Here is a 22,445-nt window from a genome sequence, read left to right as displayed (position 1 = left end):
TTCTCGACGCAAAGAGGTCATCTTGGCTCTGTCTCACCGGCGTCGCCGATCCGGGCTGATCGCCCTCGGCACCGCCCTCACCCTGGCGGCCGGGTTCACCCCACCCGCCGCGGGGGCGTCCGCCGCCCCGCCGACCACCCCCGACCGCCCGGTCGGCCTTCCCCCGGCCGCAGCCGGACGTGCGTCCACCGTCACGCTGATCACCGGTGACACGGTCACGGTGACCACCGCGGCGGACGGCAGCACCGTGACGACCGTACGCCGCCCGGACGGCAGCACGCCGACCTTCCACCGCACGGTGTTGGACGGCGACACGTACGTCTACCCGGACACCGCGCTGCCGTACGTCACCAGCGGCGTGCTGGACCGCCAACTGTTCAACGTCACCGAGCTGATCGGCGACGGCTACGACGACGCCCACACCGACAAGCTGCCGCTGATCGTCACGATGACCGACGCGGCGGCCCGCGCCCGCACCCGTCCCACAGTGGACGGCGCCGAGCTGGTCCGCCCGCTCGACAGCGTGCGGGGCGCGGCGCTGACCCGCCAACGCGCCACCGCCGACCGGTTCTGGACCGCCCTGACCGCCGGCGCCACCCGGCGTACGGGCGCCGCCCCGACCTTGGCCAGCGGCATCGCCAAGGTCTGGCTGGACGGACGGGTCCACGCCGACCTGGCCGACTCCACAGCGCAGATCGGCGCGCCGACCGTCTGGGCCGAGGGCAACACCGCAGCCGGGGTCGATGTCGCGGTCCTCGACTCGGGCGCCGACGCGGAGCACCCGGACCTCGCCGGTCAAATCGCCGAGTCCAGCAGCTTCGTGCCCGAGGAGCCGGACATCCTCGACTACAAGGGCCACGGGACGCACGTCGCCTCGACGATCGCCGGCACCGGCGCCGCGTCCGGTGGCGCCGAGCGGGGCGTCGCCCCCGGCGCCCGCCTGCACATCGGCAAGGTGCTCAACAGCGAGGGCAGCGGGCAGAACTCGTGGATCATCGCCGGTATGGAGTGGGCGGCCCGCGAGCAGAAGGCCCGGGTCGTCAGCATGAGCCTGGGCGGTGAGGCCACCGACGGCAGCGACCCGATGAGCCAGGCCGTCGATCGGCTCAGCGCCGAGACCGGCGCCCTCTTCGTGATCGCCGCCGGCAACAGCGGCCCGGCCTCCATCGGCAGCCCGGGTGCCGCCAACTCCGCGCTCACCGTGGGCGCCGTCGACAACACCGACCACCTCGCCGACTTCTCCAGCCAGGGCCCGCGCGCCGGCGACGGCGGGCTCAAGCCCGAGATCACCGCCCCCGGCGTGGACATCCTGGCGGCCCGCTCGCACCTGGTGCGGGGCGGTTCCGGGGACTACACGCTTATGAGCGGCACCTCGATGGCCACCCCGCACGTGGCCGGCACGGCCGCGCTGGTCGCCGCCGCGCACCCGGACTGGACCGGTCAGCGGATCAAGGAAGCGCTGGTCAGCACGGTCAAGGCCACCCCCGAGTACACCCCGTACCAGGCGGGTGCCGGCCGTGTCGACGCGGTCGCAGCCGCGCACGCCACGGTCTTCGCCACCCCGAGCGCCTACTCCGGTTTCCAGGCGTGGCCGCAGCAGCCGGGCGCGACAGTCGACCGTACGGTCACCTACACCAACCTCGGCAGCACGCCGGTGGCCCTGAAGCTGGCCCTCGACGCGGCCACCGCGCCGGCCGGCCTCTTCGCGCTCTCCGCCGATCGGGTCACCGTGCCGGCGGCCGGCACCGCCACCGTGACGGTGACCGCCGCGTATGACAAGCTGCCGGTCGAGAAGCAGGTCAGCGGCATGATCGTCGCGACCGACGACACCGGTACGGTGCGCGGACGCACCCTGGTCGGGGCCGGCAAGGAAGGCCAGCGGCAGAACCTGACGCTTGTCGCCAAGGACCGGGACGGCAAGCCACTCGTCGGCAAGGTCATCCTCACCACCGACACCCTGTTCACCGCCGTGGACCTGCCCGAGAGCGGCACCGCCACGCTGCGGCTGCCGGTGGCGAGCTGGAACGGTTGGATCTCCGCGGACGTGCGCGGCGCGCACGGGCCGCACTCCAAGGGCATGGCGATGCTCAGCTTCACCGACGTCAACCTGGACCGCGACCGGACCGTCGTCCTGGACGCGCGGGCCGCCCGACAGGTGCAGGCCCGGGTGCCGCAGGAGGCCACCGCCAGCGCGCTGCGGATGGACATCCACAGATCCACGAAGAACGGTCTCACCGAGAGTCAGGTGCTGCCCGACGACTCGTACGACAGCATGTGGGCGTTGCCGACGAGCCGTCCGGTCACCGACGGCGAGTTCGAGTTCGGCGCCCGGTGGCGGCTGGAGCAGCCGGCGTTGACCGTCTCGACGGGCGGACACTCGTACGACGATCTGTTGGTCAAGCGGGCGACCCCGGCGCTACCGGCCGGTCGTCACCAGCTGGACGCGGTCTACGTCGCCGACGCGTCGGCGACGGGGCTGGCCAAGCGGCCGGTCCGGGACCGGGCCGTGGTGGTGCGCCGCAGTGACAGCGTGGACATCGCCACCCAGGCGCAGGCCGCCGCGGCGGCCGGGGCGAAGCTGCTGCTCGTGGTCAACGACGGCATCGGTCGGCTCCAGCCCTGGGACGAGGCGGCGTGGAGCCCGGAGAGCCCGGCCCCGGTGACAGTGGCAACCCTCGGCGCCGACGAGGGTGGGCAGCTCATCGCCGCGCTGGAGCGCGGCGCGGTGCGGCTCACCGTCGAGTCGCACCCGGAGACCAGCTACCTGTACGACGTGGCGCACCACTGGGCCGGCACGGTGCCGGCCGACCCCACCTACCGGCCCACGAAGCGGCAGTTGGCCCGGGTCGACGTGGAGTTCCGCAACTACCGGCAGGGCAAGGCGCTGGAGTTCCGCACCGACATCTGGCGCGGCTGGGCGTCGAGCAACCAGGAACCGGCCCCGGCGCAGGGCCGGCGAACCGACTGGGTGAGCGCCGACCAGCGGTGGATCGACGACGCGTTCATCGTCCGCGAGACCGGTCAGCACCTGCAGGCGGTGACCACGTACCCGGCCGGCAAGCCGAGCGCCGTCACCTGGTTCGGGCCGATCCAGCGGCCCCGGATGGGCGGCAGCTACGTGCCGGTCCGCTACCTCGACACCGTCTACCTGCCCGCGCCCGGGTGGGGCGACGGGGGCGGCCACATCGGCGAGGCGTACGCGAACTTCGACATGGTCAACCGGACCACCCTCTACCAGGGTGACAAGGAGCTGGACTGGGGTAACGCCGAGTACCTCCAGGTCTCCGGGCTGGCGGGGGAGCGACTGCCGTACCGGCTGGTGGTGGAGAACGACCGGGCCGCCTGGACCAACCCGTACTCCCGGCAGACCCGTACCGAGTGGGGCTTCCACTCGGCGGTCACCGGGGAGGAGTCGGCCGAGGTGCTGCCGATGATCCAGCTGGACTACCAGGTGGCCATCGACTCCGCCGGCACGGCGTCGCGGCGGGCACCGCTGACCGTTGTCGCCTCCCACCTGCCCGATGTCATTGGCACGATCGGCGCGGTGACCGTCGAGGTGTCCTACGACGACGGGGCGACCTGGCAGAAGCAGCGGCTGACCCGGCACGGCGACGGCTGGCGTACCTCGTTGGCCGCACCGGCGAAGGCCGGTTTCGTGAGCCTGCGCACCACCGCGCGGGACACCGCCGGCAACACCGTGAGCCAGAGCATCACCCGGGCGTTCGGCCTGCGCTGACGCCACTGCGGCCGGCCGCCGCCGGGTGCCTCGCGCACCCCGGCGGCGGCCGGTGCCGTCAGTCGCGTTCCTCGACGAGCTGGTCCCAGTCCGTCACGATCGGTAGCAACTCACCGGCCAGCCAGGCGGCGCTCTGGTTGTCGTGGTGCGGGTCGCCGGGCAACCCGCAGGCGCCCAGCGGGACCACCCACCGGCTGTCCGAGCGGCGGGCCAGGTCCCAGACGAAACGCGCCGCCGGCCCCCGGAAGCACCAGTGGGTGACCCCGGGCACGCTGGAGGTGGCCAACACGCAGTCGTGGTCACCGTCGAGCCGGGGGCCGGGCCCGGCGTCCGGGCCGGGCAGGGCCCGCCACGGCGCCAGCCGGTGCAGGTCCCCCCACGGCACCTGCCCGGCCGCCGCGTCGCCGACCTCCTCGGCCGCCGCACCTACCAGCGCGGTGATGTCCACACCGGGCAGCGGGGTCGCGCCGAGCAGGTGCTCCAGCGCGTACCCGACCCGCGGCGTCAGCGCCAGCCAGGGCCCGAACACCTCGGGGTACGCGGGCGGCTCCGCCAGCGCGGCCAGCGTCGGGTGGGCGGCGATCCGGCGTACGACAGCCGCCCGCAGGATGGCGTAGGCCGCCGCGTCCGTGCTGTCGGCGGCCATCCGGCGATCCCAGCGCAGCAGCCGTTCGCGCAGCGCGGCGGCGGCCGGGCCGAGCCCCGTCGACTCGGCGAGGACCGCCAGCAGCGGCCCGGACGCGCCCAGGTACGTATCGGTGTGCACCGTGGCCATCCCGTCGGCCGTCCAGGCCGAACCGGCGTCGAGCAGCTCGGCGATGCGATGCGCCCGGTGCGGTGGGGCGAACTCCACCCCGAACGGCGCCGCCAGCCCGCGCTCGTTGGCCATCACCGCCCGACCGACCACCTCGGCGCGGGGCATCGGCGCGTGCCAGCCCTGCCAGGCGTGCGCGGCGTCCCACCCGGGGACCACCCGCCGGCCGTTCTCCGGGTGCCGCACCGGCACCGCCCCGGCGACCCGGTGCAGCAGCCCTCCGGCGGTGTCCGCCGCCTGGACCACGTTGACCGGCTCCACCCAGTGCCGTAGCGCGTGGTCCACCTCGGCCACGGTGCGGGCGCGCAGCAGCTCCGGCAGCGTCGCGAAACCGAGGTCACCCCGGACCCGGGGCGGGTAGCGCAGGCTGACGGCCGTCTCGTCGTCCGGCCCACCGGCGATCACCGGACCGCGGTCGGTCTCCACCACTTCGACCTCGACCGGGTCGGCCCCGGCCACCTCGATCGTCTCGACGTGGCGGTGCGCCGGCCGCCAGCCGTCCGGGCCGAGCGCCTGCACCCGGGGGCCGTCGCGGCGCAGCCGCTCCGCGTACACGTCCTGGTAGTCGGCCATCGCGTTGGTGATCGCCCAGGCCACCCCGCCGGTGTGCCCGAAGTGCGCGATACCCGGCACGCCCGGCACCGCCAGCCCGACCACGTCGTACTCCGGGCAGGCCAGCCGGATCTGCTGGTAGACGCCGGGATCCTCGATGAACCGGTGCGGGTCGCCGGCGAGCAGCGCGGCCCCGGTGCCGGTGCGCTCGGCGGCGAGCAGCCACCCGTTGCTGCCGGCCACGGCCGGCCCGTCGGTGGCGAACAGGTCGACCGCCTCCGGCCCGAGCCGCTGCGCCACGTGCTCGCGCCAGAGCTTGCCCGGGAACCCCGCGAACAGGATGTGGTGGCCAAGCCAGACCGCGAGCGGTGTCCACGGCTCCCACCGACCCGGGCTCAGCCCGGTCGCGGCGAACTCCGGCGCGCGGGCCGCCCCGGCGGCGAGGCCCGCGTTGACCCCGTCCACGTACGCGCCCACCCACTCGGCGGTCACCGGGTCGAGTGCCGCGTGGCAGCGGCGCGCGGTGTCGTCGAGCCGGACCTGTCGGGCGAACCGGTCCCAGCCGAGCGCGTCGACGCCGAGGAAGGCGGCGCTGCTGCCCTGGGCCCGGTGCCGTTCCACCTCGATCTGCCACGCCCGGTCGTACGCGGTGACCCGGCCCTGTGCCGCCGCCAGCGTGAGCGGGTCGTCGGCCCGCAGGTGCGGCACCCCCCACGGGTCGCGGAACCGCCGCGCGCTCATGCCGGCCCCGCGACGGTGGCGCGCCGTCGGGCGGCGGGCACGACCAGCGGAGTGCCGCTCTCCGGGTCGTCGATGACCCGGCAGGGCAGCCCGAACACCTCGGCCACCAGGTCGGCGGTGACCACCGTCGTCGGCTCTCCGGCGGCCACCACGCGTCCGTCGCGCATGGCGATCAGGTGGGTGGCGTAGCGGGCCGCGTGGTTCAGGTCGTGCAGCACCGCGACGAGGGTGCGCCCCTGCTCCTCGTGCAGCCGGGCGCAGAGGTCGAGAATCTCGATCTGGTGGGCGATGTCGAGGTACGTGGTCGGCTCGTCGAGCAGCAGCAGCGGGGTCTGCTGGGCCAGCGCCATGGCGATCCAGACACGCTGCCGCTGGCCGCCGGACAGCTCGTCCACCGGCCGGTCGGCGAGGTCGGCGACGCCGGTCGCGGCCATCGACTCCTCGACCACCCGTTCGTCCTCGCGCGACCACTGCCGCAGCAGCCCCTGGTGGGGGTAGCGGCCCCGGGCGACCAACTCGGCGACGGCGATGCCGTCCGGCGCGATCGACGACTGCGGCAGCAGGCCGAGCGTCCGGGCCACCTTGCGGGCCGGCAGGTCGTGGATGTCCCGCCCGTCCAGCAGCACCGCGCCGGCGCTGGGCCGCAGCATCCGGGACAGGGCGCGCAGCAGTGTCGACTTGCCGCAGGCGTTCGGACCGATGATGACGGTGAACGAGTTGTCCGGGACCGCCACGGTCAGGTCCTCGGCGATGGTGCGCTGGTCGTAGGCGAGGGTCAGCGCGGTGCCGCCGAGCCGGGAACTGCCGGGGTGCATCTGTGCTCCTTCGAGGGGGGCGCGGGTGTTCACAGCCGACCCGCCCGGCGTTCCATGGCCAGCAGCCAGACCAGGTAGCCGCCGCCGATCACTCCGGTCACCACTCCGACCGGAAGTTGGTGCCCGGCGAACGCGCGTTGGGCCAGCAGGTCGGCGCCGACCAGCAGCGCCGCGCCGACCGCCATCGACGGCACCAGGTTCGGGCCCGGTGCCCGGGTGAGCCGTCTCGCCACGTGTGGCGCGACGAGCGCCACGAAGGACACCGGCCCGGCGGCGGCCGCCGCGAACGAGACAAGCAGCACCGCCGCGGCGAGCAGCACCAGACGCAACCGGCGCACCGGCACGCCGAGGGCGCCGGCGGTGTCGTCGCCCAACTCCATCATGCGCAGCGCCGGGGCGCAGCCCACCAGAACCAGCGGCGTCAGCACGGCCGTGACGGCGAGCAGGGGACCGGCGTTCGCCCAGCCCCGCCCGTCCAGGCTGCCGGTGAGCCAGAGCACCGCGCGGGCGGCGTCCATCAGGGGCGCCCGGGTCAGCAGGTAGCCGTTGACGCCGGTGAGGATCGCGGAGACGCCGATGCCGACCAGGATGAGCCGGTAGCCGTGCACTCCGCGTCGCCACGCGAGCGCGTAGATCACCAGGCCGGTGCCGAGCCCACCGACGACCGCCGCGCCGGCCAGCGCCAGGCTGCCGCCGCCGAGGACGACCACCACCAGCGCGCCGGTCGACGCGCCCTGGGTGAAGCCGAGGATGTCCGGGCTGCCCAGCGGATTGCGGACCAGCGACTGGAACACCGTGCCGGCGAGGGCCAGCGCGGCACCGACCAGCAGGGCGGTGACCAGCCGGGGCAGTCGTAGCTCCCGCACGATGAACTGCTCCGCCGGGGTGCCACCGCCGGTGAGCGTCCGCAGCACGTCGGCCGGGTCCATCGGGTAGTCGCCGCTGCCCAGGGCCACCAGGCCGAGCCCGGCCGCGAGCAGCGCCGCAGCGACGCCGACGGTGAGCGCGCGGGGGCGGAACCGCACCGACAACCCGCCAGGAGTACGCAGAACTGTCATGCCACCGCTCCGCTTCGCTGCGCGCCGGCGCTGGGCCCGCTGCTCCGCCCGCTCACGGCTGGGCCACCCGTGAGCGGCTGACCAGCCACAGGAAGAGCGGGCCGCCCAGCACGGCGGTGACCATGCCGACCTGGAGTTCACCGGGCCGGCCCAGCACCCGGCCGAGCACGTCGGCGCCGAGCAGCAGCACCGGCGCGAGCACCGCGCAGTACGGCAGCAGCCAGCGCAGGTCCGGGCCGGTCAGGGCCCGGACCAGGTGGGGCACCAGCAGCCCGACGAAGACCATCGGGCCGCACGCGGCGGTCGCCGCGCCGCAGAGCAGGGTGACCGCGACGATCACGGCGGCGCGGATCAGCGCGGGTCGGGCGCCCAGGGCTCGCGCCGCGTCGTCGCCGAGCGCGAGCGCGTTCAGCGGGCGGGCGGCGCCGAGCGCGACCAGCAGGCCGACCAGGATGAACGGCAGCACCCGGGTCACTGTCGCGGAGTCCGCGCTGGCCAGCGAGCCGACCGTCCAGAACCGCAGCCGCTCCAGCGAGGCGGTGTCCAGCAGCATCACCGCGCTCACGTACGAGTAGAGGGTGGCGTTGAGCGCCGCGCCGGCCAGCGCGAGTCGGGCTGGGGTGGCCCCTCGCCCGCCGCCGACGGCGTAGACGAGAGCGGTCACCACCGCCGCGCCGAGCAGCGCGAACCAGACGTACCCGCCGATGGCGGTGACGCCCAGGAACGCGGCGGCGGTGGCGACGGCCGCGGACGCGCCGGCGTTGATGCCGAGCAGCCCGGGGTCGGCGAGGGGGTTGCGGGTGAGGGCCTGCATGACCGCGCCGGCCACGCCGAGCGCGGCGCCGGCGAGGAGGCCGAGCAGGGTGCGGGGCAGGCGCATCCGGTGCACCACGGCGTACTCGGTGGCGTCGCGGTGCAGCAACCCGGACCAGACGTCGGCGAGCGGCATCGCCTTCGCGCCGACCGCGATGCTGAGCACCACGATCACCGCGAGCAGTGCCCCGGCGGCGACCAGGCCGGCGGCGCGGATCGCGTGACGACCACGCCGGCTCGGGGGTGCGGCCGTGTCCCCGGTCGGCACGGGTGGTGCCGGTCGGGTGACGGTGGGTGTGGCGTCCAGTGTGGGCTCCGGGGTGGTGGCGACTCGGCGAACCGCTGTTGACAATGACCGAGGTTAGGCTAACCTAACCCCGCTGCCCTGGTCGACCCCGGCCAACCCCTGATCGAAAGACACCACCATGCCCGATGCCCTGTCCGCCCGTCGCCTCTCTCGTCGTGGTCTGCTGACCGCCGGTGGCGTCGCTACGCTGGCCACCCTGCTCGCCGGCTGCGGCACGGACGACACCGCGAAGCCCGCCGCCAGCAACGGAGGCGGCCCCTGGTCGTTCACCGACGACCGCGCCAGGAAGGTCGAGGCGGCGGCCCGTCCGACCCGCGTGGTGGCCTTCACCGGGGTGGCGGCGGCTCTGATCGATTTCGGTCTGGACAAGCGGCTCGTTGGCGTGTTCGGCGAGACCAGGCGGGCCGACGGCACGGCCGACCCGCAGGCCGGCGACCTCAACGTCGAGACCGTCGAGATCCTCGGCAACGTGTGGGGCGAGTTCAGCCTGGAGAAGTACGCGGCGCTGCGTCCCGAGCTGCTTGTCACCCACATGTACGACCCGGACGCGCTCTGGTACGTGCCGGACGAGAGCAAGGACAAGATCCTCCCGCTCGCGCCCAGCGTGGCGATCACCACCGCCCGGGTGCCGATGACCAAGCCCATCGAGCGGTACGCCGCACTGGCCGAGTCGCTCGGCGCGGACCTGTCCGCGAAGAAGGTCACCGACGCGAAGGCCCGCTTCGACGCCGCCGCCGAGGCGGTCCGGCAGGCGGTCAAGGCCAACCCCGGCATCAGGGTGCTGGCCTGCTCCGGCAGCCCCGACCTCTTCTACGTCTCCAACCCGAAGGTCAGCACCGACCTGATGTACTTCGCCGAGCTGGGTGTCGACATCGTCGTCCCCACCAAGCTCGAAGCCGGCGACTACTTCGAGGCGCTCAGCTGGGAGAACGCCGGCCGATTCCCGGCCGACCTGATCCTGCTGGACAACCGCGGCACGGCCCTGCAGCCCAAGGACCTCACCGCCAAACCCACCTGGCAGCAGCTGCCCGCGGTCAAGGCCAACCAGGTGACCCCGTGGGATGCGGTGCCCCGCTTCTCGTACGCCGGCTCCGCCCCGCTGCTGGAGAACCTCGCCGCCGCGATCCGCGCCGCGAAGAAGGTCAGCTGACGCGCCGACCGGGCGACAGTGCCCGAGTGCCGACCCCCACCGCACGGCAGCACAGCCCCGAGGCGCGCGACAGCGTCCAGGGACGGTTCCGGCTGCCCCTCGTCGAGAACGTGGAAGGACATCCCGTGACCGTGCCGACGTACCCCGTCGAGACCACCGCGCCACCCCCGGCGCCGGCCGCCGCGCGGGCCCACCTGCTGCACGACGGCTCGGTCGAGCAGTACCGGCGGACGATCGCCGACGGCGTCGACCGGGTCGCCCGCCGGGTGGCCACCGTGGACCGCCCGGTCACCGGCATCACCCCGGCCGAGCTGGCCCCCCTGGTGGACCGGGTGGACCTGGACCGGCCACTGGGCGACGCGAGCGCCGCGCTGGACGAGCTGGAGGACGTCTACCTGCGCGACGCCGTCTGGTTCCACCACCCGCGATACCTGGCCCACCTCAACTGCCCGGTGGCGATCCCGGCGCTGCTCGGCGAGGCGGTGCTCACCGCCGTGAACTCGTCACTGGACACCTGGGACCAGAGCGCCGGAGCCACCCTCATCGAACGGCGGCTCATCGACTGGACCGCCGAGCGGATCGGCCTCGGTCCCACCGCCGACGGCGTCTTCACCAGCGGTGGCAGCCAGTCCAACCTCCAAGCCCTGCTGCTGGCCCGGGAGGAGGCGTGCGCCGACGCGATCGGACCGGCGGCGCGCGCCGAGCTGCTGCCCCGGCTGCGCGTGCTCACCTCCGCCGCCGGTCACTTCAGCGTGCAGAAGTCGGCCAAACTGCTCGGCCTCGCCCCGGACGCGGTGATCGCGGTGCCCACCGACGCCCGGCGGCGCATCCGTCCGGCCGCCGTCCGGGAGGAGATCGCGCGGTGCCGGCAGGCCGGACTTGTGGTGATGGCCGTCGTGGCCACCGCCGGCACCACCGACTTCGGCTCCATCGACCCGCTCCCGGAGCTGGCCGAGATCCGCGCGGCGACCGGCGTCTGGCTGCACGTCGACGCCGCGTACGGCTGCGGTCTGCTCGTCTCGCCGACGCGTCGGCACCTGCTCGACGGCATCGAACGGGCCGACTCGGTGACCGTCGACTTCCACAAGTCGTTCTTCCAGCCAGTCAGCTCCAGCGCGCTGCTGGTCCGCGACCGGCAGGCGTTGCGGCACGCCACCTACCACGCCGACTACCTCAACCCGGCCCGGATGGTGGAGCAGCGCATCCCCAACCAGGTCGACAAGAGCCTGCAGACCACCCGCCGTTTCGACGCGCTGAAGCTCTGGCTGACCCTGCGGGTGATGGGCCCGGACGCCCTCGGTGCGCTCTTCGACGAGGTGGTCGACCGGGCCGCCGACGCCTGGCAGCTGGTCAGCGCGGACCCCCGCTTCGAGGTGGTGACCCGCTCCGACCTGAGCACCGTGGTCTTCCGTTACCTCCCCACCGGAGCGGGCCGGGGCCTGGCCGACGCCGCCAACCTGCACGCCCGGGAGGCGCTCGCCGCCTCCGGCCTCGCCGTGGTCGCCGGGACCCGGGTCGACGGCCGGCACTTCCTGAAGTTCACACTGCTCAACCCGGCCACCACCGTCGACGACGTCGGCTACGTGCTCGACCTGATCGCCACGCACGCCGGCCGGTACGTGCACGACCACGTCGTCGCCGAGCTGACCTGCCACGTCGGCGGACGCCGGTGAACCCGCACTCGCGCCTGGAGACCCGGATGTCCACCCACGACTTCATCGCCATCGGGCTGGGCCCGTACAACCTGGGACTGGCCTGCCTCACCGCGCCGATCGACGACCTGGACGGGGTGTTCCTGGAGGCCCGGCCCAGCCTCGCCTGGCACCCCGGCATGCTGCTGGAATCGGCCCGGTTGCAGACCCCGTTCATCGCCGACCTGGTCAGCCTCGCCGACCCAACCTCGCCGTACTCCTTCCTCAACTACCTCAAGGAGATCGGCCGGCTCTACCCGTTCTACATCCGGGAGAGCTTCTACCCCCTGCGCAGCGAGTACGACGCGTACTGCCGGTGGGCGGCGGCGAAGCTGCCGAACCTGCGCTTCGGTCAGACCGTGACCACAGTGGAGTTCGGCGCCTCCGACGAGCGGTACGTGGTGCGGGCCAGCACCGGCGCGGGGGAGACCGTCGAATACCGCGCCCGGCACCTGGTGCTCGGCACCGGCACCCCGCCGCACCTGCCCGACGCGGTCGCCGACCTGCCCGGCGACGCCGTGCACAACTCCCGCTACCTGGAGCACCGCGCGGCGCTGCGCACCAGGCGCAGCATCACGGTGGTGGGCAGCGGGCAGAGCGCCGCCGAGATCTACCACGACCTGCTCGGTGACATCGACAGGTACGGCTACCAGCTCAACTGGGTGACCCGGTCGCCGCGGTTCTTCCCGCTGGAATACACCAAGCTGACCCTGGAAATGACCTCGCCGGACTACGTGGACTACTTCCACGCGCTGCCCGAGGCGACCCGCTACCGGCTGGAGTCCGACCAGAAGGGCCTGTTCAAGGGGATCAACGCGGACCTGATCAACGACATCTTCGACCTGCTGTACGCGCAGAGCGTCGACGGGCCGGTGAACACCCGCCTGCTCACCAACACCGAGTTGGTCAGCGCCGCGCACCAGGACGGCGCGTACACGTTGGGGTTGCGTCAGGTCGAGCAGGAACGGGACTTCACACTGCGGACCGAGGGCCTCGTGCTGGCCACCGGCTACCACTACCGGGTGCCGGAGTTCCTCGCGCCGGTGCGCGACCAGATCCGCTGGGACGCGCACGGCCGGTTCGACGTGGCCCGCAACTACAGCATCGACCACACCGGGCGGGGCATCTTCCTGCAGAACGCGGGCACCCACACGCACAGCATCACCTCACCGGACCTGGGCATGGGCGCCTACCGCAACTCCTGGATCATCCGGGAACTGCTCGGCCGGGAGCACTACCCGATCGAGAAGACCATCACCTTCCAGGAGTTCGGGGTGCCGTCGTGAGCGCCGTCTTCACCCGCGTCGACGATCGGCTCGGTGAGTTCGCGCTGCGGACGCTCGACCCGGACGCCGACGCCGCGCTGCTGCACACCTGGGTGACCCACCCGAAAGCCGCGTTCTGGCTGATGCAGGACGCCGACGTGGCCCGGGTGGCCGAGGAGTACCGGCGGATCGCCGAGCACCCGCACCACGACGCGTACCTGGGGCTGTGGCGGGGGAGTCCGGTTTTCCTCGCCGAGCGCTACGACCCGGCCCACGTCGAGCTGGTCGGCCGCTACGACCACCAGCCCGGTGATGTGGGCATGCACTTCCTCTGCGCGCCGGCCGACACCCCGGTGCACGGCTTCACCCGGGCGGTGCTCACCACCGTCATGGCCTGGCTCCTCGCCGATCCGGCGACCCGGCGGGTGGTGGTCGAGCCGGACGTCCGCAACACCGCAGTGCACGCGCTGAACGCCGCCGTCGGCTTCGAGGTCGTCGGCCCGATCGTCAAGCCCGAGAAGGACGCGCTGCTCAGCGTGTGCACCCGAGCCCAGTTCCAGGCCGCCGCCGACCGCGCCGCCGCCACCCGAACCGAAGGAGCCCCGGCGTGACCGCCACCGCCGTCCCCGCCCAGAGCACCGTCGCCGCCACCCCCGGCGACCCGGTCGGGCATCTCACCCCCCAGCGGTGGGCCCGGGCCAACCGGCTGCTGGTCCGCAAGGCGCTCGCCGAGTTCACCCACGAGCGGCTGCTCACCCCGCAGCCGGTGTCGGGCCCGGACGACCGCCAGTGGTACGAGGTGCGCAGCGACGACGGCACTGTCACCTACCGGTTCGCCGCGCGGGTCCTCGCCCTGGCGCACTGGCAGATCGACGCGGACAGCATCACCCGGCACCGCGACGACACGACGCTGCCGCCCGACGCGGTGGATCTCATCGTCGAGCTGCGCGGCGCCCTCGGGCTCTCCGCGCGGGTGCTCCCGGTCTACCTGGAGGAGATCACCTCGACGCTGGCCGGCACCGCGTACAAGCTGGCCCAGGCCGCGCCGAGCGCCGCCGAGCTGGCCGACGCGGACTTCCAGACCATCGAGACGTCGATGACCGAGGGCCACCCGTGCTTCGTGGCCAACAACGGCCGGCTCGGCTTCGGCGTCGACGAATACCACAGGTACGCCCCGGAGGCCGCCGCCCCGGTCCGGCTGGAGTGGCTCGCCGCCCACCGGGACCACTCGACGTTCAGCAGCGCCGCCGACCTCGACTACGACACCCTCGTCGAGAGCGAGCTGGACGCCGAGACCCGGGCCCGGTTCGCCGCCACGATGACCGACCTCGGGCTGGATCTCGCCGACTACCACCTGATCCCGGCGCACCCGTGGCAGTGGTGGAACAAGCTGGCGGTCACCTTCGCCGGGGAGTTGGCCGCGCGCCGGCTGGTGCACCTCGGCCCGGGACCGGACGTGTACCTCGCCCAGCAGTCCATCCGTACCTTCTTCAACGTCAGCGCGCCGCACCGGCACTACGTGAAGACGGCGCTGTCGGTGTTGAACATGGGCTTCATGCGGGGGCTGTCGGCCGCGTACATGGCGGCCACCCCGGCGATCAACGACTGGTTGGCCGACCTGATCGCCTCCGACGAGGTGCTGACCGGCACCGGCCTGACCGTCATCCGGGAGCGGGCCGCCGTGGGTTACCGACACCGGCAGTACGAGGCGGCGACCGACCGCACCTCCCCGTACCGCAAGATGTTGGCCGCCCTGTGGCGGGAGAACCCGGTGCCCGACCTGGCGCCGGGGCGTCGACTGTCCACGATGGCCGCGCTGCTGCACGTGGACAGCGACGGCGGCTCGCTGGCGGCGGCGCTGATCGCGCGGTCGGGCCTGCCCCCCGAGGTGTGGCTGCGCCGCTACCTGGACGCCTACCTGACCCCGTTGCTGCACAGCTTCTACGCCCACGACCTGGCCTTCATGCCGCACGGCGAGAACGTCATCCTGGTTCTCGACGAGCACGACACGGTCGAGCGGGTGATCTTCAAGGACATCGCCGAGGAGATCGCGGTGCTGAGCGCCGACGTCGAGCTGCCGGCCGAGGTGGAGCGGATCCGGGTCGACGTGCCCGACGACACCAAACTGCTGACCATCTTCACCGACGTGGTGGACTGCTTCCTGCGCCACCTCAACGCGGTGCTCGTCGAGGCCGGCGTGCTCGCCGAGGGCGACTTCTGGCGTACGGTCGCGGCCTGCGCCGCCGACTACTTCGACCGGGTGCCGCAGTTGGCCGAGCGGGTCCGCCACTACGACCTGTTCGCGCCGGAGTTCACGCTGTCCTGCCTCAACCGGCTCCAGCTGCGCGACAACCAGCAGATGATCAACCTGGCCGACCCGTCGGCGGCGCTCCAGTTCGTCGGCACCCTCATCAACCCGTTGGCCGCGCACGCCCCGGCCCGCTGAGGGGCACCCCCGTCCGGTCAGGACGCGCGCCAGCGGGTGCAACGGGCCGATGCCTTCGGGCTGCTGGCGTGGGCGCTGGTCGCCGCGGCCCGGCTGCCCGGCTGAGTCGCCGGGGTGACCGGCTGGGCTCAGCCGGTCGTCTCGGTCGTCTCAGCGGCGCCGGCCCGTTGGAACGCGCGCGCCAACTGGGCGAGGTCGAAGCTCTCGAAGTGCTGGAGGAAGCGCCGGCGGACGGCGTTCAGGTGACTGGGCCAGGACTCCTCCAGGCGGGCGAGTCCCGCGTCGGTGAGGACGGCGTTCCAGCCGCGCGCGTCCTCCGCGCAGCGCTCCCGCTTGACCAGGCCCTGCGTCTCCAGCCGGATGATGGTGCGGGTCATGCCGCTCAGCGAGAGGTGGCAGGCCGAGGCGAGCTCGTTCATCCGCATCCGCCGGCGCGGCGCCTCGGATAGGTTCATCAGGGCGGTGTATTCGGTGAGCGGTAGCTGACGGTCACCGACCATGTCGGCATCGATCGCGCGGGGCAGCACGTGCATCACCTGGCCCAGGGCGCGGACCAGGGCCTCCTCGTCGGGGTTGAGGGGTTGCAGAGGTTCTGCGGCGGGGTTGGACATCCTCATATCATACTTGCTTGACTGAGCAATTGCTTACTCAGCGTGTGATCGTCGCCACGAGGACAACATTTGCTTGACCAAGCAATCACCGGTTAGCGTCGGCCCGTCAGCCCACGTACCGAGGAAAGGCGCCACCATGACCAGGATCGGGATCATTCTCGGCAGCACCCGCCCGGGGCGTAACGGTGAAGCCGTTGCCCGCTGGGTGCTCGAGATCGCCAAGCAGCGCTCCGACGCGGAGTACGAGCTGATCGACCTGCTCGACTACCAGCTGCCGCACCTCGACGAGGCGTACCCGCCGTCGATGGGCCAGTACACCCAGCCGCACACGCTGCGCTGGGCCGAGACGATCGCCTCCTACGACGGGTTCATCATCGTCACCCCCGAGTACAACCACTCGACCTCGGGCGCCCTGAAGAACGCGATCGACTTCCTGTACGCCGAGTGGAACAACAAGGCCGTGGGCTTCGTCAGCTACGGCTCGGTCGGCGGCGCGCGCGCCGTGGAGCACCTGCGGTTGATCTCCGGCGAGCTGCAGATGGCCGACGTGCGGTCGCAGGTCGCGCTGTCGCTCTTCACCGACTTCGAGAACTTCAGCGTCTTCAAGCCCAACCAGTTCCAGCAGGACGCGCTGACCACCACCCTCGACCAGGTGGTCGCCTGGAGCACCGCGCTCGCGCCGCTGCGCCAGGCCTGATCGTTTCGAGCACGTTCGCAGACGGCCGCGGGATCCTCCCGCGGCCGTCTGCGCCTTTCCGTCTCCCGGTCGGTCAGGCCTGGCGCACGTCGGCGAGCAGGTCGAGCGAGAGCTGCCACAGCCGCGCCGCCGCCGCCGGGTCGGTCGCGTGGTCGGCGACGCCCTGCAACGGCGTCTCCGGGCGGTGGGGCGCAGCCTGGTTGCAGTCCTCGAAGTAGCGGCCGCCGACGCCGTCGAGCTGCGGCCAGGCGGCGAGCAGCACCGAGGTCGCCGCCCCCTGCTCCGGGGTCTTGAAGTCGAACGCCGGCAGCTCCGCGTAGTCCTCCTCGGTGAGGTGTCGCCCCAGGTTCGTGATGACCGCGCCCGGGTTGGCCGCGTTGACAGTGATGCCGTCGTCGGCCCAGCGCCGGTTCGCCTCGACCGCGAACAACGCGGTGGCGGTCTTCGACTCGCCGTAGGCGAGCATCCGCTCATAGGGGCGGGCGCGGAAGTTGACGTCCTCGAAAACCATCGGCGCCTGCACGTGGGCGATCGAGCTGAGCGACACCACGCGGGCCCGGCCAGCCGCCGCGAGCGCCCCGTGCAGCCCGGTGGTGAGCGTGAAGTGGCCGAGATGGTTCGTGGCGAACTGCAGCTCCCAGCCCTCCGGCGTCCGCATCTCCGGGGTCGCCGACACTCCGGCGTTGTTGACCAGGATGTGCAGGGGACCCGCCCAGGCCGCGACGAAGGTCGCGATCGACCGCTGGTCGGACAGATCCAACGGTACGACCCGAATCGACCGGTTCGGCGCGCCGGCCCCGATGTCCTGCGCTGCCCGCTCCCCGGCCCGGACGTCCCGTACCGCAAGGGTCACCTCGGCGCCCGCGGTCGCGAGGGCCCGAGCCGTCTCCACGCCGATGCCCGACGAGGCGCCGGTGACGATGGCGCGCTGCCCGCTGAGGTCGACACCGGCCACGACGTCACTGGCGGTGGACCGGGCGTTGAACGGCGTGGTGAAACGTGTCGCAGTCATGATCGGCTTCCTTCGTGGGTGTCGTCGGGAGGCCGTTGCCGCCTCCGGAACGATCGTGCGCGGAGGTCCGACCAGACGGCCAACACAGGCTTCCTGACCTGGCTACAGTCTGTTCCTGTGGCCATCCCTGAGCTGCGGCAACTGCGATACTTCCTGGTCCTCGCGGAGGAGCTGAGCTACACCCGTGCCGCCACCCGGCTGATGATCGCCCAGCAGTCGCTGTCCCAGCAGATCACCGCGCTGGAACGCACCCTCGGGGCGAAGCTGTTCGACCGCGACTCCCGCGGCACCACCCTGACCGACATCGGCGCGCTGTTCCTGCCCGAGGCGCGCGCCGTGACGGACCGCGCCGACGCGGCCGTCGCCGTCGTGGGGCGGGCCCTGCGGGGCGAGGTCGGCAGTCTTCGACTGGCCTTCCTGACCACCGTCGCCAACCACCTCCTGCCCCCGGTGGTCCGAGCCGTGCACCAGCACCTTCCCGACCTTCACCTGGCCACCGAGTCCACCGGCATCGCGCCGCTGGTGCGGGGCGTGCTCGGCGGGCAATACGACGTCGCCTTCACCAGGACCCCGTTGGTCCCCGGCCTGGCGTCCAGGAGGCTGACGACCGAACCGGTGTGCGCGGTGCTGCCCGAGGGCCACCCGCTCGCCGGTCGCGCCGAGTTGACGCTCGCCGACCTGGCGGACGAACCGTGGGTGACGACGCCGCGCAGCTCCTGGGAACCCTGGCACCGCACCTTCGAGGACCAGTTCCGGGAGGCGGGGTTCGTGCCGAACATCGTCCAGGAGGAAGCCAGCGTGCAGAGTCTCCTCGGCCTGGTCGCCGCCGGAGTCGGCGTCACCCGGCTCGCCAGCTCGGCAGCCAGCCTTCGCCGCACCGGCGTGGTGTTCGTTCCGCTGACCGGCGCATACGCCCACACCGAGATGGTGTGGCTACCGGGCAGCACCGCCCCCGCCCTGCGCCGGCTCCTGGACGTGGTGACCGACCTCGCGACCACGACCGACCTCACCAGGACCGGCTGACGGCCGGTCGCCTCCCGGGGCGGCTCAGCTCGTCCGCAGCTGGTGAGTGGTGCCGTCGGCGACGGCGCGGAGCTTGTCGGGGTTGGCCACGTTGTGGATGGCGGTGACGCGGCCGTCGGCGTCGATGTCGAGGCAGATGGTGGCGACCACCCGGCCCGCACCGCTGAACACCAGGCCGGGAGCGCCGTTGATCTCGACCAGGGCGGCGTGCAAGTCGTGCGGCTCGACGCCCTGGTAGGTGACGGTGCCGAGGGCCGCGAACCAGGTGGCGACCGGCTCCGCGCCCCGGACGGGACGCCGGGCCTGGCGGACCTTGCCGCCACCGTCGGTCCACAACGTGACGTCCGGGGACAACAACTCCAGCAGGGTGTTGATGTCGCCGCCGGTCGCGGCGGCGAGGAACCGCTCGGTCACGCCGCGCTGCTGCGACCGGTCCACAGTGAAGCGTGGCCGCTGGGCCCGTACGTGCTCGCGAGCGCGGTGCGCGGTCTGACGGACCGCGGCCTCGGAGCGTTCCACCGCCACGGCGATCTCCGCGTGACTGAAATCGAACACCTCCCGCAGGACGAACACCGCACGTTCGAGCGGGCTGAGCGTCTCCAGCACCACAAGCATCGCCATCGACACGGACTCCGCGTCGGTGACGGCGTCGGCAGAGTCCCCACCGGTCAGGACGGGCTCGGGCAGCCACGGTCCCGGATAGGTCTCGCGTTGCCACCGGGACGAGCGCAGACGTTGCATCGCGAGGTTCGCCACGATGCGGGCCAGGTACGCCTTCGGGTCGGCGACCTGGGCGCGGTCGGCCGAGGACCACCTGATCCAGGCGTCCTGCACCGCGTCCTCGGCATCGGCGGCGGTGCCGAGGATGCGGTAGGCCACCGAGAACAGCAGGTTGCGATGACGGTGGAAGACCTGCTGGTCACTGTCGGGTGGGTGCGTCACCGCGCGTCGTCCCGCAGGCGGGTGAAGCGACCGCCGCGCGGCCAGAAGGCGCCGGACGAGGGCATTGTGGTCATCCGGCGGTACGTCGGCCAGGGCGAGGCGCTCACGGTCTCCTTGTACCAGACCGCCGGACGCCCGGTCAGGCACCCACGGCGGGGGCTGTCGTCGGGGTGGGTGAACTGCACCACCGCATCGTTTCGGCCCAGACTCACCGGCGTGTGGTAGTAACCGAACCGGAACTGCCGGGGCTGCTTGCCCCGCAGCGTACGGGCGATCGACACCGCCGCGTGCACCCCGGTCGGCATGCCGCTCTGGCAGGTCCCGTGCAGGACGCCGTAGCCCTGCCGGACCGCCGCCGCGTCGCCGATCGCGTACACGTCGGGGTGCGACACCGACCGCAACGTCGGGTCGGTGACGACGCGACCGCGTTCGTCCACTGTCAGGCCCGCGGCGGCGGCCAGCGGCGACACCCGCGTACCGGCCGTCCAGAGCACGACGTCGGCCGCCAGGGTCTGCGCGCCGACAAGTTCCACCCCGTCGGGCAGCACCTTCGTGACCGCCGTTCCGCTGATCACCCGGACACCGAGTCGGGCGAGCGCGGCCCGCAGGTGTGACCGGGCCTTCGCGGTCATCGTCGCCCCGGGATCCTGCCGGCCCACCAGCACGACGTCGAGCTCCGGGTGCTGTTCGGCGATCTCCGCGGACGCCTCGACGCCGGTCAACCCGCTGCCGACCACGACGACAGTGCCGCCGCCGAGCCGCGCCAGCCGGTCCGCCAGCGTCGTCGCGTCACCCACACCGTCCAGGGTGTACGCGTGCTCCTCCACGCCCGGCACCGCCGCCGTGTCGGTCACGCTGCCCAACCCGTACACCAGGGTGTCGTAGCGCAGCACCCGGTTGTCGTCGATCCGGACGGTCTTCGCGTGGGCGTCGACCGCCGTCACCCAGCCGCGGACGAAGTGTGCGCCCGTCTTCGCCAGCAGCGTCGGGATGTCCAGCTCGGCGACGCGTTGCCCGGTCGCCGTCAGGTGCAGCCGGAGGCGCTCGGTGAACCGCTCCTGCGCGTTCACCAGTGTCACCTGCACGTCTGCCTTCCCGGTCCGGGCCGCGAGCTGGGTCGCCGCGGCCAGGCCCGCGTAACCCGCGCCGAGGATCAGAACGCGGTGCGTTGTGCTCATTGTTTCGCCTCTCCCTGTCTGACGTGACGACCACGAGATGCGCGGCGCCCGCCGCTTCGTGACATCGGGTCGATGTGACGCCCGCCACGGCCGGCGCCGGGATGGTCGTGCCCACTACGCTCGTCGCGATGAGCAGTTCCGCCGCTGCGGGCCGGCCTCCGCTGTGGCGGGACCGCACCTTCGGCACCTACTGGGTCGCGCAGTCGCTCTCCGCGGCCGGTGACTCGTTCGCCTACCTGGCGGTGCCGCTACTGGTGCTCCAGGCGACCGGGTCGGTGGCGCGGATGGGCCTGCTCACCGCCGTGGCGGGGGCGGCGTCCGTCGTCGCCGGCATCTTCGGCGGGGTGCTTGTCGACAGGTACGACCGCCGCACCCTGATGATCGTCGCGGACCTGGCCCGGTTGGTGCTCTACGGCCTGGTGCCACTGGCCTGGCTCGCCGGCCCACAGGTCTGGCTGCTCTTCGTCGTGCTGCCGATCTGCGAGGCGGCCGGCATGGTGTTCCAGGTCGCCGCGGTGACCGCGGTCCGCAACCTCGTCGACTCCGACCGGATCACCGAGGCCAACGGCCGGTTGCAGGCCACGTACGCGGCGTCGGCCGTCCTCGGGCCGCTGCTCGCCGGCGTGGTGTCGGCCCGCTTCGGCCCGACGCTCGCCATCGCCGTCAACGCGGCGAGTTTCGTCCTCTCGGCAACCGGTCTGTGGCTGATCCGGCTGCGACCCGCGCGGGCCGACGCCGCCGCGCCGGCGGTCCGGGAGCGGCCACTTGCCGAGTTCCTGGCCGGGGCGCGGTTCCTGTGGCGGCAGCCCGTGCTGCGCGCGCTCACCGTCCTGTTGTCGGTGTTCATCTTCCTGACCTACGGCTTCACCGACGTGCTGATCTACCACATCACCCACGACCTCGACGGCTCCGACGGCACCGTGGGAGCGGTGCTCGGCCTGGCCGCGCTGGGCACCGTCGCCGGTGCGCTGCTGGTGGCCCCGCTACGCCGCCGCCGTGGCTTCGGCGCGACCTGGATCGGCGCCCACTCGGTCTGCGGCTTCGCGGTGGCGGGCGTCGGCCTCGCGACGAGTGTTCCCGCGGTAACCGCGCTGACCGCCGTGTATCTGTGCTGCCTGAGCGTCGGCGGGATCTGTTCGATGTCGCTGCGTCAGGAGATCACCCCGGATCACCTGCTCGGCCGGGTCACCTCGGCGTTCTGGAGCACGCACTACGCCCTCGGGCCGATCGGCGCAGCCACGCTGACCTGGGCCGCCGGCCGGTACGGTGTCCAGGCTGTCACGGTCGCGGCCGGCGCGGGATGCCTGCTGGTCGCCGTCGGTGGCCTCCTCACCCCGGTTCGCCGCGCTGGCGCGGAGCCGCCTGGTCCGCCCGCCGGGGCCGTGGTGGGTCAGGTGGTCAGCCACCGGTGAACCGTCCGCCAACGGCGTGAGCCGGCGCGGCACCTGGGCGGTGACTCCAACCCGGATGTCTCCTCATTGCCTGTCGAGCTGCCCCACTTGTGGGGCAGTCACGGCCGTGGCCCGCCGGCATAAGGGTGGCCCGCAGTCACGGCCGTGGCCCGCCGGCATAAGGGTGGCCCGCAGTCACGGCC

General features: G+C 72.8%; 17 protein-coding genes. 9 read left to right on the top strand and 8 right to left on the bottom strand.

Features of this window, described 5'->3' with window-relative positions:
* The first annotated feature begins 22 nt into the window (after positions 1-22).
* Entirely contained in the window at positions 23-3,736 is a 3,714-nt protein-coding gene (locus tag ACQPWW_RS19195) for a S8 family serine peptidase (RefSeq protein ID WP_433124390.1), read from the top strand.
* A 58-nt stretch (positions 3,737-3,794) separates the two neighbouring features.
* Here ACQPWW_RS19195 and ACQPWW_RS19190 read toward each other — a convergent pair whose 3' ends face one another.
* Genes ACQPWW_RS19190 through ACQPWW_RS19175 form a run of 4 tightly spaced genes read right to left on the bottom strand, consistent with a single transcriptional unit; the run spans position 3,795 to position 8,665 of the window.
* Positions 3,795-5,843: a penicillin acylase family protein gene (locus ACQPWW_RS19190; protein ID WP_433124388.1), complete on the bottom strand. Its 2,049-nt coding sequence runs from the start codon at positions 5,841-5,843 to the stop codon at positions 3,795-3,797.
* Positions 5,840-6,658 (bottom strand): ABC transporter ATP-binding protein, encoded by an 819-nt coding sequence (locus ACQPWW_RS19185; RefSeq protein WP_433124387.1) that lies wholly within the window; start codon positions 6,656-6,658, stop codon positions 5,840-5,842. Before ACQPWW_RS19185 ends, ACQPWW_RS19190 begins: the two co-directional genes overlap by 4 nt.
* Positions 6,659-6,687: 29 nt before the next feature.
* Positions 6,688-7,716, bottom strand: a complete 1,029-nt coding sequence (locus ACQPWW_RS19180; protein ID WP_433124385.1) for a FecCD family ABC transporter permease — start codon at positions 7,714-7,716, stop codon at positions 6,688-6,690.
* Positions 7,717-7,768: 52 nt separating this feature from the next.
* Entirely contained in the window at positions 7,769-8,665 is an 897-nt protein-coding gene (locus tag ACQPWW_RS19175) for a FecCD family ABC transporter permease (RefSeq protein WP_433134431.1), read from the bottom strand.
* Between the two features lie 289 nt (positions 8,666-8,954).
* Between ACQPWW_RS19175 and ACQPWW_RS19170 the strand changes: the two genes are divergently transcribed.
* The 5 genes from ACQPWW_RS19170 (at position 8,955) to ACQPWW_RS19150 (ending at position 15,388) form a co-directional block, all read left to right on the top strand.
* Positions 8,955-9,986 carry an ABC transporter substrate-binding protein gene (locus ACQPWW_RS19170; RefSeq protein WP_433124383.1) on the top strand — a complete coding sequence of 344 codons (1,032 nt, stop codon included), beginning with the start codon at positions 8,955-8,957 and terminating at the stop codon, positions 9,984-9,986.
* Between the two features lie 125 nt (positions 9,987-10,111).
* Entirely contained in the window at positions 10,112-11,659 is a 1,548-nt protein-coding gene (locus ACQPWW_RS19165) for a pyridoxal phosphate-dependent decarboxylase family protein (protein ID WP_433134429.1), read from the top strand.
* Between the two features lie 26 nt (positions 11,660-11,685).
* Positions 11,686-12,963: a lysine N(6)-hydroxylase/L-ornithine N(5)-oxygenase family protein gene (locus ACQPWW_RS19160; RefSeq protein WP_433124381.1), complete on the top strand. Its 1,278-nt coding sequence runs from the start codon at positions 11,686-11,688 to the stop codon at positions 12,961-12,963.
* Complete coding sequence (locus ACQPWW_RS19155; RefSeq protein WP_433124379.1) at positions 12,960-13,553, top strand: GNAT family N-acetyltransferase; 594 nt, start codon at positions 12,960-12,962, stop codon at positions 13,551-13,553. The genes ACQPWW_RS19160 and ACQPWW_RS19155 overlap by 4 nt, the downstream gene beginning before the upstream one ends.
* Positions 13,550-15,388, top strand: a complete 1,839-nt coding sequence (locus tag ACQPWW_RS19150) for an IucA/IucC family protein (protein ID WP_433124377.1) — start codon at positions 13,550-13,552, stop codon at positions 15,386-15,388. Before ACQPWW_RS19155 ends, ACQPWW_RS19150 begins: the two co-directional genes overlap by 4 nt.
* Positions 15,389-15,516: 128 nt before the next feature.
* On the opposite strand, the gene ACQPWW_RS19145 is transcribed toward ACQPWW_RS19150, so the two are convergent.
* Positions 15,517-15,999 (bottom strand): MarR family winged helix-turn-helix transcriptional regulator, encoded by a 483-nt coding sequence (locus tag ACQPWW_RS19145; protein WP_433124376.1) that lies wholly within the window; start codon positions 15,997-15,999, stop codon positions 15,517-15,519.
* 136 nt (positions 16,000-16,135) lie between these two features.
* Between ACQPWW_RS19145 and ACQPWW_RS19140 the strand changes: the two genes are divergently transcribed.
* On the top strand, positions 16,136-16,696 hold the full coding sequence (locus ACQPWW_RS19140; protein WP_433124374.1) for an NADPH-dependent FMN reductase: 561 nt from the start codon (positions 16,136-16,138) through the stop codon (positions 16,694-16,696).
* A gap of 73 nt (positions 16,697-16,769) precedes the next feature.
* Here ACQPWW_RS19140 and ACQPWW_RS19135 read toward each other — a convergent pair whose 3' ends face one another.
* The gene (locus tag ACQPWW_RS19135; RefSeq protein WP_433124373.1) at positions 16,770-17,708 is read right to left on the bottom strand and encodes an SDR family NAD(P)-dependent oxidoreductase; all 939 of its coding nucleotides are present in this window, start codon (positions 17,706-17,708) and stop codon (positions 16,770-16,772) included.
* A gap of 117 nt (positions 17,709-17,825) precedes the next feature.
* On the opposite strand from ACQPWW_RS19135, the gene ACQPWW_RS19130 reads away from it, so the two are divergent.
* Positions 17,826-18,731: a LysR family transcriptional regulator gene (locus ACQPWW_RS19130; RefSeq protein WP_433124371.1), complete on the top strand. Its 906-nt coding sequence runs from the start codon at positions 17,826-17,828 to the stop codon at positions 18,729-18,731.
* Between the two features lie 24 nt (positions 18,732-18,755).
* Here ACQPWW_RS19130 and ACQPWW_RS19125 read toward each other — a convergent pair whose 3' ends face one another.
* On the bottom strand, positions 18,756-19,673 hold the full coding sequence (locus tag ACQPWW_RS19125) for an RNA polymerase sigma-70 factor (protein ID WP_433124369.1): 918 nt from the start codon (positions 19,671-19,673) through the stop codon (positions 18,756-18,758).
* A complete protein-coding gene (locus ACQPWW_RS19120; protein ID WP_433124367.1) occupies positions 19,670-20,851 on the bottom strand; it encodes an NAD(P)/FAD-dependent oxidoreductase in 1,182 nt (393 codons plus the stop codon). The genes ACQPWW_RS19125 and ACQPWW_RS19120 overlap by 4 nt, the downstream gene beginning before the upstream one ends.
* A gap of 128 nt (positions 20,852-20,979) precedes the next feature.
* On the opposite strand from ACQPWW_RS19120, the gene ACQPWW_RS19115 reads away from it, so the two are divergent.
* Positions 20,980-22,263 carry an MFS transporter gene (locus tag ACQPWW_RS19115; RefSeq protein ID WP_433124365.1) on the top strand — a complete coding sequence of 428 codons (1,284 nt, stop codon included), beginning with the start codon at positions 20,980-20,982 and terminating at the stop codon, positions 22,261-22,263.
* Positions 22,264-22,445: the final 182 nt, after the last annotated feature.

The sequence above is a fragment of the Micromonospora sp. CA-240977 genome, from assembly GCF_050942285.1.
Taxonomy (GTDB): Bacteria; Actinomycetota; Actinomycetes; order Mycobacteriales; family Micromonosporaceae; genus Micromonospora.
This window is presented reverse-complemented; position numbering and strand designations above follow the sequence as displayed.

Excerpts from the sequence above, each read along its gene's own strand:
- ACQPWW_RS19175 (WP_433134431.1), bottom strand. The coding sequence starts at position 8,665 with ATGCCGCTCGCCGACGTCTGGTCCGGGTTGCTGCACCGCGACGCCACC.
- ACQPWW_RS19115 (WP_433124365.1), top strand. The coding sequence starts at position 20,980 with ATGAGCAGTTCCGCCGCTGCGGGCCGGCCTCCGCTGTGGCGGGACCGC.
- ACQPWW_RS19140 (WP_433124374.1), top strand. The coding sequence starts at position 16,136 with ATGACCAGGATCGGGATCATTCTCGGCAGCACCCGCCCGGGGCGTAAC.
- ACQPWW_RS19190 (WP_433124388.1), bottom strand. The coding sequence starts at position 5,843 with ATGAGCGCGCGGCGGTTCCGCGACCCGTGGGGGGTGCCGCACCTGCGG.
- ACQPWW_RS19170 (WP_433124383.1), top strand. The coding sequence starts at position 8,955 with ATGCCCGATGCCCTGTCCGCCCGTCGCCTCTCTCGTCGTGGTCTGCTG.
- ACQPWW_RS19185 (WP_433124387.1), bottom strand. The coding sequence starts at position 6,658 with ATGCACCCCGGCAGTTCCCGGCTCGGCGGCACCGCGCTGACCCTCGCC.
- ACQPWW_RS19160 (WP_433124381.1), top strand. The coding sequence starts at position 11,686 with ATGTCCACCCACGACTTCATCGCCATCGGGCTGGGCCCGTACAACCTG.
- ACQPWW_RS19120 (WP_433124367.1), bottom strand. The coding sequence starts at position 20,851 with ATGAGCACAACGCACCGCGTTCTGATCCTCGGCGCGGGTTACGCGGGC.
- ACQPWW_RS19135 (WP_433124373.1), bottom strand. The coding sequence starts at position 17,708 with ATGACTGCGACACGTTTCACCACGCCGTTCAACGCCCGGTCCACCGCC.
- ACQPWW_RS19180 (WP_433124385.1), bottom strand. The coding sequence starts at position 7,716 with ATGACAGTTCTGCGTACTCCTGGCGGGTTGTCGGTGCGGTTCCGCCCC.
- ACQPWW_RS19145 (WP_433124376.1), bottom strand. The coding sequence starts at position 15,999 with ATGTCCAACCCCGCCGCAGAACCTCTGCAACCCCTCAACCCCGACGAG.